This is a genomic window from Paenibacillus sp. J22R232 (assembly GCF_056269165.1).
On sequence record NZ_JBWDNK010000015.1, the window covers coordinates 117,621 to 129,823 of the forward strand.

12 protein-coding genes are annotated in these 12,203 nt (G+C 48.2%); all 12 read left to right on the forward strand.

Annotation, left to right across the window (positions count from 1 at the left end; translation table 11 throughout):
* Positions 1–12: 12 nt before the first annotated feature.
* Positions 13–501, forward strand: a complete 489-nt coding sequence (tsaE, locus tag AC0YN3_RS27915) for a tRNA (adenosine(37)-N6)-threonylcarbamoyltransferase complex ATPase subunit type 1 TsaE (RefSeq protein WP_475778176.1) — start codon at positions 13–15, stop codon at positions 499–501.
* The gene (gene tsaB / locus AC0YN3_RS27920; protein WP_475778177.1) at positions 498–1,313 is read left to right on the forward strand and encodes a tRNA (adenosine(37)-N6)-threonylcarbamoyltransferase complex dimerization subunit type 1 TsaB; all 816 of its coding nucleotides are present in this window, start codon (positions 498–500) and stop codon (positions 1,311–1,313) included. The genes tsaE and tsaB overlap by 4 nt, the downstream gene beginning before the upstream one ends.
* The gene (rimI, locus tag AC0YN3_RS27925; protein WP_475778178.1) at positions 1,310–1,798 is read left to right on the forward strand and encodes a ribosomal protein S18-alanine N-acetyltransferase; all 489 of its coding nucleotides are present in this window, start codon (positions 1,310–1,312) and stop codon (positions 1,796–1,798) included. The genes tsaB and rimI overlap by 4 nt, the downstream gene beginning before the upstream one ends.
* Positions 1,795–2,865: a tRNA (adenosine(37)-N6)-threonylcarbamoyltransferase complex transferase subunit TsaD gene (gene tsaD, locus AC0YN3_RS27930; RefSeq protein WP_475778179.1), complete on the forward strand. Its 1,071-nt coding sequence runs from the start codon at positions 1,795–1,797 to the stop codon at positions 2,863–2,865. The genes rimI and tsaD overlap by 4 nt, the downstream gene beginning before the upstream one ends.
* A gap of 1,033 nt (positions 2,866–3,898) precedes the next feature.
* Positions 3,899–5,464 carry a 2-isopropylmalate synthase gene (locus tag AC0YN3_RS27935; RefSeq protein WP_475778180.1) on the forward strand — a complete coding sequence of 522 codons (1,566 nt, stop codon included), beginning with the start codon at positions 3,899–3,901 and terminating at the stop codon, positions 5,462–5,464.
* Positions 5,465–5,511: 47 nt separating this feature from the next.
* The gene (locus AC0YN3_RS27940) at positions 5,512–6,324 is read left to right on the forward strand and encodes a class I SAM-dependent methyltransferase (protein ID WP_475778181.1); all 813 of its coding nucleotides are present in this window, start codon (positions 5,512–5,514) and stop codon (positions 6,322–6,324) included.
* A gap of 530 nt (positions 6,325–6,854) precedes the next feature.
* Positions 6,855–7,598, forward strand: coding sequence for an ABC transporter ATP-binding protein (locus tag AC0YN3_RS27945; protein WP_475778182.1), 744 nt, complete (start codon positions 6,855–6,857; stop codon positions 7,596–7,598).
* A 67-nt stretch (positions 7,599–7,665) separates the two neighbouring features.
* Positions 7,666–7,893, forward strand: a complete 228-nt coding sequence (locus AC0YN3_RS27950) for a hypothetical protein (protein WP_183562359.1) — start codon at positions 7,666–7,668, stop codon at positions 7,891–7,893.
* Positions 7,894–7,941: 48 nt separating this feature from the next.
* Positions 7,942–8,871 carry a polyprenyl synthetase family protein gene (locus tag AC0YN3_RS27955; RefSeq protein WP_475778183.1) on the forward strand — a complete coding sequence of 310 codons (930 nt, stop codon included), beginning with the start codon at positions 7,942–7,944 and terminating at the stop codon, positions 8,869–8,871.
* 128 nt (positions 8,872–8,999) lie between these two features.
* Positions 9,000–9,170 (forward strand): competence pheromone ComX, encoded by a 171-nt coding sequence (locus tag AC0YN3_RS27960; RefSeq protein WP_441943635.1) that lies wholly within the window; start codon positions 9,000–9,002, stop codon positions 9,168–9,170.
* Between the two features lie 33 nt (positions 9,171–9,203).
* The gene (locus tag AC0YN3_RS27965; RefSeq protein ID WP_475778184.1) at positions 9,204–11,600 is read left to right on the forward strand and encodes an ATP-binding protein; all 2,397 of its coding nucleotides are present in this window, start codon (positions 9,204–9,206) and stop codon (positions 11,598–11,600) included.
* A partial coding sequence (locus AC0YN3_RS27970; protein WP_475778185.1) for a response regulator occupies positions 11,578–12,203 on the forward strand: 626 nt, incomplete at its 3' end. The genes AC0YN3_RS27965 and AC0YN3_RS27970, both read left to right, overlap by 23 nt.

Here is a 12,203-nt window from a genome sequence, read left to right on the forward strand (position 1 = left end):
GGTGAATGAATCATGGAGCAGCAGATAAGCAAGGCCATTTGGATGGCACATACGGAGCAGGATACGATTGCTTTAGCCGAGCTGCTGGCAGCTCGGGCTAAGCCAGGTGTAATCCTCGCGTTAGACGGGGATTTAGGCGCTGGTAAAACGCGGTTTTCGCAAGCCTTTGCGAAAGCCATCGGTGTAAAGGGCATCGTGAATAGCCCGACCTTTACCATCATTAAGGAATACGAGGGGGAACGGCTTCCCTTTTATCATATGGATGTATACAGGCTTTCGCAGGATGAAGCGGATGAGCTTGGACTGGACGACTATTTTTTTGGCGACGGGGTTACGATCGTGGAATGGGCAAGCTTGATTCAAGAGCTGCTTCCGGCCGAGCGGCTGGAGCTCTATATCGAGCACCTTGGCGATGAGGCTCGCCGCATACAGGTAACCGGAATTGGTGAAGGGTATGCGAGCTGGTGCCGAGCCGTAAATGAGATGGGAGCAGGCAGATGACAACAGAACAGATGCGCCATAAGGGAATAATATTGGCACTCGATACATCAACGGCTTCTATGGCAGCAGCTGTCGTGAAGGGCGAAGAGGTACTTGCAGAAATACAGACATTAGCCGAACGCAACCATTCGGTGCATGTTGTTACGCATATAAAGGAAATGCTGCGTGCATGCGATATGAACGAAGCTGACATTGAAGCGATAGCCGTTGGGAATGGGCCTGGCTCTTATACGGGAATGCGAATCGCAGTCTCGGTAGCGAAGACGCTTGCTTGGGTCTGGAATAAGCCTTTAGTCGGTGTATCCAGCCTGGAGGCGCTGGCTTTTGGCGCATGGCATCAACCTACGGAACTTCGTTCAGGGATTCCTATGCATGCAGAGGAAGAGCACTGGGTGCTTCCGATTATGGATGCGCGCCGCGGGCAGGTCTACTCATCCGGCTTCTCGATGAACGGACAATCGCAGTGGAGCCGCTGGCTCGATGACGGCGTTAGGCTTATGAAGGATTTTGTGGATAAGCTGGAGCAGCGATTGCAAGAGCAGAAGGGCAAGGTTCGAAGCCTCTCTCTCATTGGCGATCTGTCTCTTCACGAGCAGGAGGCTGCACGTTTGCAGCAGATTGGCGAAGCGGCAGGCGTATCAGTCAAGCTGCAGCCTTTCATCCAAGAGGGGCAATGGATTGCTAAGCTAGGACGTATAAGGCTGGATGCCGGATTAACGGAGAATCCCCATACCTTTATTCCTAACTATACCCAGCTTACCGAGGCGGAGGTCGTCTGGAAAGCGAAGCAGGAGGGTGGAACGAAGCAATGAAAGTAGATGTGAACGAGCTCATTTATCGCGCGATGACTATGGCGGACATTCCCGCAATCGTCGATATCGAGCACGAAGCCTTTACGAGCCCTTGGACGGCAGAGGCGTTTACAAATGAGCTAATAAACAACTTATTCGCCCGTTATATGATTATGGAATACGAAGGCCAAATCATCGGCTACGGCGGCATGTGGATCATTATGGACGAAGCGCATGTTACGAATATCGCAGTAAGAGCGGATTTCCGCGGGCAAGGTCTCGGCAGCTGCCTCCTTTCGGAGCTGCAGCGGACGGCGGTATTTTTCGGTGCGGCCAAAATGACGCTGGAGGTCCGACCGTCCAACGAAGTCGCGCAGCAGCTATACCGAAAATACGGCTTTGAGCCGGCTGGCATTCGTCCGCGCTATTATTCAGACAATAACGAGGATGCGCTAATTATGTGGGCGGAGCTCGACCAAGAGCGGTTGAAAGCAGGGGAGCAATGATTGTGGGTCAGTTGAACAAGGCAGATGGCATTCAGCCAATGAACGATATTATTCTAGCAATCGAGACTAGCTGCGATGAGACGTCGGCAGCGGTCGTCCGCGGCGGAAAGCATATTTTGTCCAATGTGGTATCCAGTCAGATCGAAATCCACGAGCGCTACGGGGGAGTCGTTCCCGAGATTGCCTCACGCAAGCATGTGGAGTCCATTACGCTTATTATCGAGCAGGCGGTTAAGGAATCCGGTCTCTCATTGAGAGATATGACTGCTATCGCCGTAACGCAAGGTCCCGGCCTTGTTGGCGCTTTGCTGGTAGGTATCGTTGCGGCCAAAAGCTTATCGATGGCGCTCGATATTCCGCTCATCGGCACGCATCATATTGCTGGACATATCTATGCGAACGAGCTTGAGCATGACATTGTGTATCCCTGCATGGCGCTTGTCGTTTCCGGAGGACATACGGAGCTTGTATGGATGGAGAGCGAAGGAAAGTTCCAAGTCGTAGGACGCACGCGGGACGACGCGGTCGGCGAGGCCTATGACAAAGTGGCGCGCGCGCTTCGCTTGCCCTATCCAGGCGGACCGCATATCGACAAGCTTGCGATCGAAGCAGGGAATACGATCGTTTTGCCGCGAGCATGGCTGGAGGCAGACAGCTATGATTTCAGCTTCAGCGGGTTGAAGTCGGCTGTGCTGGCCGTAATTAACCAGCACAGAATGAAGGGTTTGGTGCTTGATGAGGCTGCGCTAGCGCGGGGCTTCCAGGAGTCGGTAACCGAGGTGCTTGTCACTAAGGCGCTGCGTGCTGTCCGCCATTACGGAGCGAAGCAGCTGCTCCTCTGCGGAGGCGTTGCGGCTAACCGCGGCCTTCGCAAGGCTTTGACAGCGAAATGCGATGCCGAAAAAGTACCGCTTCTTGTTCCTTCGCATGCGTTGTGCACCGATAATGCTGCAATGATCGGCGCGGCAGCCTATCTAAAGCTTAAACGGTCGCAATTCACGGATCTCGATATGAAAGGCGATCCAGGCTTTTCGCTGGAGAGCTGGTCAGTGGACAAGGCTGAATAAAAAAGATTTGGAAATGGAATTGACAGACTATTTCTATGCGCATATAATAAGCAACAATACTTCACAACATAATCTCATACGATACAAACGCAAAGAACAGGAACAGTAAAGCTTGTCCGGGAATAACGGCAGCGCGGCTTGAATGGCTTCATTCATGATACGCTGCGGTACAGAGAGCTGCGGGATGGTGCAACGCAGTCGAAGGATGCTTGAAGCTCACCTGGGAGCGGAACAATGGAAACGATGGCGGACGTTTAGGAAATGCCGGTAGCCATGCAGGTACATTGTTACGGTTAACCGCCGTCATAGGGTGCATGTGAGTCAACATCCGGAGTTGGCCATATGCTTAAGTTGGGCGTCCCTGCTCGTTTGCGAGCGTATGGGAGTCAACAAGGGTGGTACCGCGCGGGTCTTTTATAGCCTGTCGTCTCTTGATTCAAGAGACGACAGGCTTTTCTTGTTGTCTATGATGTGAAGCAGCTAACCATTAATCGAATGAGTTGTAACTAACATAGTGTGGAAACGCAATGAACAGGAGCAGTAGAACATTAAGCTGGCAAAGCCGATTTCGGCAATCTCAAGTTAATCTTGAGGTACCGATATTGAACAGAGAGCTGCGGGGTGGTGCGACGCAGTCGAAGCTGAGGTTTGAATCTCGCCTGGGAGCGGAACGGTGGAAAGACTGCTTATAGGGCAGCTCCCTACACCGTTACGGTTAGCCGCCGTCATCTGGCATTTAAGCGGGCATGAATCCCTGCATATAGCAAGCAAGCTTCCTTGTAGAAGGAAGCCTCGCTGAGCTGTGCAGATTGATCTTGCCAATTAGAGTGGCACCACGGCAGCGTAAGCTCGTCGTCTCTTACAAAGAGACGGCGAGCCTTTTTTTATATATAAGCGTTTATATGTTTTCACAAATAAATGTGCTTATATATCTCCGTGAAACGAATGCTTTTGCCATAGCGGACGGCTTCAGCCGTTTACGCTTGATTATCTGGAAAAGGATCTTGCCATTAAACCTTAGGAGGAAATAACAATGACAAACGAAATGAAAAAAATTCAAATCTTTGATACGACACTACGCGACGGCGAACAATCCCCTGGAGCATCGCTTGATCCAGAACGCAAAATCATTATTGCGCGCCAGCTTGGCAAATTGGGCATTGATGTGATCGAGCCGGGTTTCCCTGTTTCGAGCCCTGGCGAGTTCGCAGCTGTCCAGCAAATTTCGCGGGAGCTGCAGCATGTTGAAATTGCTGGATTCGCAAGAGCGGTGAAGGGTGATATCGATGCTGCAGTCCAAGCGACGCAGGATGCGGCACGCAGACGGCTTCATCTCTTTATCTCTTCGTCCGATATCCATCTGAACCATCAGCTGCGCAAATCGCGTGACGAGGTCATCAAGATTGCCCGTGATATGGTTGCATACGGCAAACAATTCGTTGACGAAATCGAGTTCTCCGCTATGGACTCCACGCGTTCGGGAAGAGATTTCGTTATCCAGCTTGTAGAGGCGGTCATTGCCGAAGGCGCAACGATTATCAATCTGCCAGATACGCTTGGTTATGCGATGCCTGAGGAAATGAGCGAGCTATTCAGGGCGGTACGCAGCCAAGCAAGAGGCGGCGATACGGTACGCTACAGCGCGCATTGCCATAATGACCTGGGGCTTGCAGTTGCCAACAGCATCGCGGCTATCCATGGCGGGGCTACGCAAATTGAGGTGACGGTGAACGGTGTCGGTGAACGGGCGGGCAATTGCTCGCTTGAGGAGCTGGTGATGGCGATTGAAACGCGCAAGGATGCGATTCAGGCCCAAACCAATATTCAAATCGGAGAGATATTTGAAACTTCACGCATGGTCAGCAGAGCCATGAACTTTCCGATCGCATTCAACAAGCCGATTGTCGGTCGCAATGCGTTCCAGCATGAGTCAGGCATCCATCAGGACGGTTTGCTGAAAAACCGCAATACGTATGAAATCATGGACCCTGAGGCGATGGGAATTCCACGCAACATGATTATTCTAGGCAAGCATTCAGGCCGTCACGCGATTAAGCACCGTCTATCGGAATTCGGCATCGAGATGACAGACGCGCAGCTGCAGGACGTGTATGACAAGTTCAAGGCGAAAGCCGATGCGCAAAAAATCGTTACGGACGATGAGCTTATCCGCATAGCAGGCGAATTGACGCAAACGCAGCCAGATCCTTACGTGCTCGTTGATCTGCATGTACATGCGGGTACGCAGCGCTCCCGTACAGCTACGGTAACGATCCGTGAGAATGAGCATGGAGAAGAGCAATCCTACATCGCTATGGGGGCAGGGCCGATCGAGGCGGTCATCCATGCGATTCAACAGGCGATTCCCGTAGCCGCAGAGTTCGAGGATCTGGAGCTTCACTCCCTATCGACCGGTGAGGATGCGCATGGCGAAGCGGTGGTCAGCATCTTGCACGAGCAGCAGAGGTTCCGCGGAACCTCAATCCATAACGATATCGTTCTTGCTGCCGCACAGGCTTATGTGGCCGCATGTAATCAAGCGGTGATGACAACGGGCAGCAGAGTCGTACGACCAATGGCGAATCAAGCGGCTAATTAAATCCAAGCGTAGCTGGATCAAATGGTAAAGCGATGGGGGCGAATGCAATGAACCACATCCTTCAGTATTACAACCAATTCGATGAATGGGGACGTCTCGACCGAGCGCCCCTTGAATTTATAGTCAATTGGCATTTTATTAGCAGCCTGCTCCCTGCTGAAGGACATATTCTGGATAACGGAGCTGGCCCCGGGAAATACGCAATGGAGCTTGCGAGAAGCGGGAGATGCGTTACCATGACCGATTTGACGCCTAGATTGGTGCAAGTTGCCTGTGACAAGGCAACGGAGCTCAAGCTGGAGAACTGCTTCAATGGTTTTCACGTGGCCGATGCTAGAAACCTTAGCTTGTTTGGCGACGAGGCATTCACAGCATCACTCATGATGGGGCCGATGTATCATTTGCAAGAAAAGACGGACCGGGAGCAAGCCGCTAGCGAGCTGCACAGGGTGACACAAAAGGGCGGTTATGTTTTTGTAGCTTTTATGACGAGAATGAGGCATTTGCAAAACGCATTAGCCTATCCCGAGCACTGGAAGCCGACTGATAATATGGATGATATCCGAACGTATATGGATACAGGCGTTTTTAATCATTCAGACGAGGGACGATTTACAGGCGCCTATGCATTCGCTATTAACGAGATAAGACCGTTCATGGAAGCGAACGGATTCGAGACCGTTATGCTAATCGGTTCTACGAGCGCAGCAGGCGCTTTGACGAGAGAGCAACTACGTTATTGGGAAACGGCAGGAGAGCATGAATACCGAGCTTTTCTGCAGCTGTTATTCGACTATGCGGCTGATGAGCATCTACTGGGGTCATCATCGCATTTGCTCTATATCGGCAAAAGAAAATAAAGCCATCTATTTTCCAAAATTAGTGTTGTGCACAAAGTTATCCACAGAACCTCTCTAAATTGTGTATAAAACGCTCAAATAGGCGAAAACACTGGATTTACGAAAGGTTAACACTGTGAACGAATAGGGGATAAATTTCAAGGGTGTAGGCTGTGGATAATGTGTATAAAGTGGATAATTTCATGAATCATAAGAAAATATACCTATGAATCGACGAAATCCGCAGAAATACTACTATAATACCTTGGCACTACTGACTGAATTAACTAACAATTTATACAGAATTGTTGATATCTCTGTGGATAACGTTGAAGGGCCTATTAAACGGCGATTAGTCGTAGAAATAGGCCCTTTTTGTTTTGCGCTTGCGTTGCGGTCACGCAAAAATATTGCGGAAATTACTAGACAAGTTTTCGGTGAAAAATTGAGCGGCATGCGTTATCGTAAAACTATGACGCATACCAAAAACATAAATCTCACCTTAAAGCGAATCTATTAATGTTTAAGTGTGAATGGAGGTTAACCAAAGAATGGATAAGGAAACGATCATTCAGGTAAGCTCGGTCAGCAAGTATTATGGTGCGAATAAGGCGGTAGACTCCGTATCCTTTAGAGTAAATGAAGGAGAACTTTTTGGTATTATTGGTACGCATGGTGCCGGGAAAACGACTCTGTTAGAAATGCTAATGGGTATTCGTATGCCGGATCAGGGCAGTATTCGCATATATGGCCATGATGTCGTGCTTGAAGCGGAACGGTTGAAGGAAGATATCGGCATCCATCTGCAAAGCACATCCTTGGTCGATAAAATGAATGTTCGCGAAGCGATGGAGATGTTCCAGGGCTTCTATAAACGGAAAAATAACTTAGATTTGATTATTGAGCAATTTGGCCTTAGTCCATACTCGGATAAACTAGTAAAACGTTTATCCGGCGGCTGGAGACAACGGACGGCGCTCGCAATCGCGCTCGTAAACGATCCTAAAATCATATTTTTGGATGAACCGACAACGGGATTAGATCCACAGGCTAAAAGAGACTATTGGGCATTGCTGCAGCTTCTTAGGCAGCAAGGGAAAACCATTATCGTTGCTTCGCATGATATGGAAGAAATGCAGCGCAACTGCAACCGAGTATGTGTCATGCGCAAAGGCGAATTCATTACTTGCGACAATCCGTCAACGCTTATTGCCCAGCTGCCAGGCGGCGGCTTGACAATGGAAGCCGTATATATGCACCACGCAGTTGAAATGAATGGGAGTGTCAGCGTATAAGGTAAATGGGAGATACGATAGCATCAATGAATTGCAGGGACATACCTCAAGGAGGGCTTTTCAGTCAATGGATCATCGCGATCGCATCGAAAGTCCGTCAGTCGAGCGCAGAAAGCTAATTCAGAAAAGAATGGAGATGATTGCGAGTTTAATGAGTCAGATGAATGAGGGGGAGAGTCAGAAGAAAGAGGAACAACCGGCTAAAAAGCGCAAACGCACCCACGACTGTTACGGCATAAATACATTGAATTGGCTAGGACGATTCGTAACGACATTTCAGCGTATGTTCTCATAATGAAAACATAGTATAATAGCAGTATCTTGAAATGGCGGAGGATCTCTTGTGAAAGATTGTAATTCACTCATCGCTGAGCGGATGCGCGAGCTGGTCCAGCGATATTTCACGGCTGGGCCGCTTGCGCGATACGCAGAGCATTATATGAAAGATAAGCTAGAAGAGACGCTGCGGTTCGGAAGACTGACCGTGCTTCATTTTCGCATGTTTGACGGTAAGGGCGAGGATCCATATATGGCGGCTGCAGCGGTAGAGCTCTTTATACTGGCATCGGACATGCTGGATGACTTGCAGGATCAGGACGCGCCGCATAAGCCTTGGATGCAAGACCCGCTTCCTATAGCGCTGCATGTTGCGACTGCGCTGCTTACGTTGTCTCAGCAAGCGATGCTTGAGAGCGCTTCGGACGTACATACGCAAGCTGCCCTCATGGATATGATGAATGGGCAATTGCTTCAATCGGCCAATGGCCAGATGCTTGATATTTTGAATGAAATGAATGACGAGCAGTCTTATTTAGAAGTCGTTAAGCTCAAGTCAGGCGCACTGCTTCAGTTTGCTTGCATGGCTGGCGTACTGCTTGCAGGTCAGGCTTGGAACCAGGTTGTCGCTGAATATGCGCTTGAGATAGGACTAGCAGCCCAAATGCAAAATGATCTTCGGGATTTGCTGCGTTGGGATGATAAAAGCGACTTTTTACAGCGGAAACGAACGCTGCTTACGTTATACTTAGTAGAAGGGGAAGCGCCGGAGGATCAGTGGATAAGAGATTATTTTGAGGGGCTTTTATCAGCTGAGGATGTGGCATTGAAGCATGAGCTTTTTGTTGAAGCCTGCGAAAGGACGGGAACTCTGCTGTATGGTTCCGTCATGAGCCGCATGCACTACAATCGTTTTGAGGAGTTAGTCGATACTTTTCAGGCAATAAGCCCATGGAAATCGACGTTTTTGCACATGATAAATGAAGAAATTGCATAATTTAACACCGCGCAAAAGTGACTTCGGTAAATACGAATCACTTTTGCGTTTTCTGTCGATTCTTTTCCTGTTATAGTAGAATAGTATAATGGTTGCGCAAATAATAGAAGAGAAGCGGAGGAGTTAAAATGTTAAAAGAAACGATTCGTCAGTTGGTAAGCAGCACTGGAAAAATGTCTATGACCATGGGTGGTCAAATGCAATTAGCAGGTGTTTCTGCGGCGGAACAGAAGGCACTCCTTGGCGAACTGAAAAACAAAAACGAAAAAAACAGCGGCTACGCATTCTTGTGGAACTAGAAGTTTGAAAATGGTTGAAGGGAAGAGGACTGCATGAGACCTACGATTCTAAACCGCATTATGGCAATCCTCTTCCTTGTACTATTCCTATCTACGCTATTATATCTTACTTCGGTGATCGTAAGGATCCCATCCATCGGCGCTGTTTTGACGGAAGACGCCAGCAATCGATATTTCGTAAAGTCGATGGAGCCTGCTGGACAAGCAGAAGTTAAAGGAATACGTGTAGGAGACCAGATATTACAAGTAAATGGCTTGCCGGTAAGCGATTACGAGAATGTGAAGAAATACAATTTGATAGAGTATGCGGATAACGTTGTCGTTTTACATAAAAATAATGAAAAACAGGAGATCGCTTTCCAGAAAGGCTGGACAGGTGATCATTCGTTGTGGGAATTATTAATACAATTGTATATTCCTGGTATCTCTCTTGTCATTTTCTGTGCTTTTTCCGGTTTTCTTTACGCCAAGCGCCGTAATGACAAAGCCGCCATCATGCTCATTTTGTTTTTTATATCCATCGGGTTATGCTATTACAGCTCAGCTGCCTCGAACCGGAGTGATCCGATTGGCATTACCGTGATCTATTTGGTATTACCGAATATTCCGCTGCTGTTCATGAGCTTCATGAATATTTACTTAGTCCGTTTTGATGCGCGTTTAATCAGCAAACGGTTATTGACCGCATTATTCGCGGTAGTGGGATTAGTAGGACTGGCAAGCTTGGTGTACATATGGACGGACATATCTTCCATTAAGATCTATACATACATTCAAATGGCCTATAGCAGTTCCGTGCTACTAGGTAATTTCGTATGCGTCTACGTTCTTATCCGCAAATTTATTCAGCATCGGCGCACGAAGCTTCACTCCTTATTTACGATTACTTTGATCTCTCATCTCGTAGCGTTTACTCCGTTTGCGTTATTGAATTTATTACCCCAGATTATTGGCAAGGAGCAGGTACTGCCAGCAGCATTTACGGCGCTTTTCCTCTTTGTCCTACCAATCGTATATTTCTATTTATCAACGTCCAATCAGCTGTTTGATATTGATTTTATACTAACCAGGTTCAAGTATTATACGGCGCTCGCCTTGTTTCCATCTATTATCGTGGCCGCACTAGTGGCGTTCGTCATACTGGGAGAGAACAATCCGTCTTGGTCCGCATGGTTTGGCGTATTTTTTGTCATTTACATCGGCATGACGTTGTTTTTATATGTTAAGGAGCAGATTGATCAGCGCTTTCGGCCTAAGCTTTTTAAGGCGATGTATAGCTATCAGGATAGTTTGGACAGGTTTTCTCGTAAAATAGCTAGAGTCATGAAGCAAGGCGATCTGGAAGCTGTGCTGAAACAAGAAATAACGGAGCTTTTGCCTGTCAAACGAATTACTTTCTTGCTCGTTGAGCAATCCGAGAACACGGTGTATCCAATGGGTGAGCATCCGGAGGAGCTCATTACGGCTGAATTTTTACTTGGTACCGTCAATTCATTGCAGGTTGGAGAGCTAATTGAACTGCCATATGGGCTAGGCTTGGTTATTGGCAGGCAACGATCCAGATACCATATCCTATGGATAGGGCTTAAAACAAACCATACCCGTTTCAATTCCGATGAGCTTCGCTGGCTGAAGACGATGTCGAACTATGCGAGCATCGTATTTGAAAACTTATATTTAATAGAAGGATTAATCGAGGATTTAGAGTCCGAGGTTCGTAAAGAGCATTCCACGTCACCTTGGGTGCTGCGTCTGCTGTTCTGCTTGTCTGAGAACGAGAGAAGGAAGCTTGCCGCGGATTTGCATGATTCAGCGCTGCAGGATCAGCTGTTATGGTACCGGAAGCTTGAAGCAATCATGATGGACTATCCGATTTCGAGTAGCCTTGGCAGGGAGCTAGAGGATATTAAAGAAGGTTTGCTGGATGTCATACATCAAATCCGCGAGACATGCAACGAGCTTCGTCCTCCTCTATTGAAGGAGATGGGGGTTGTTGAGGCTGTCGAATCCATTATTGAGCATACGCAAATGCGAGTCAATTTCGCTGTCGACTTCCGTGCGAAGCCATTTAACCGACCGCTTAACGAGGAACAGATTACGGCGATTTATCGCATTGTCCAAGAGCTGCTGCGCAATGCGGATAAGCATTCCCAAGCGAAGCTGGTCATTCTTGAGCTGGAGCTGCGGCAAGGAACCATATATTTCCGATACCAGGACGATGGCATCGGCATGGATGTCAACCAAATGATCGTTTCTTTTGAGCATATGGGCTTATCCGGCATCAAAGAGCGCGTAACGGGGCTTGAAGGAGACATTACCTTTTATTCTCAAAGCGGTAACGGCCTGGAGGTTGTTATATTATTGCCAGAGATTATGACAACCGGTAGATCGGAGAGGGGTATATCGCGTGATTCGTATCTTATTAGTTGACGATCATCCTTCCGTTGGTGAAGGAACCAAAAATATGATCGAGCAGGATTGCGAGATGTCGGTAGCAGTAGTGCTATCCGCAATCGAAGCGCTCGAGAGCGTACAGAATGAGCATTTCGATCTCATCTTATGCGATTTAAATATGCCAGGGATTAGCGGTTTAGAATTGACCAAGCGACTGATCCAGCAGGATCCTGAACGCAAGGTCATTATATATTCCGGCTACGAGATCGGTTCACATTTTAATTTGCTGATTGAATCAGGCGTCTCAGGGTTCATATCGAAGACCGTCTCAAGGGAGCAGCTGCATAATGCCATTCGCTGCGTCATGAGAGGAGATACGGTCATTCCTATTTCATTGCTTAAGCAGCTTAGGCGGCATGAGGTGACGATTGGACGCACGGAAGTAACGATAGAGGATGTATCGATCAATGAGAAAGAACAAACGATTCTGCATGAGGTAGCTACGGGAATAAGCAACAAGGAGCTGGTTGCCATGCTTCATGTTAGCCAGCGGAATGTAGAGTATCAGCTGTCGCGTATTTTTGACAAGCTTAACGTACGCTCACGTTCCGAGGCGATTAAGGAAGCACAGCGGCTGGG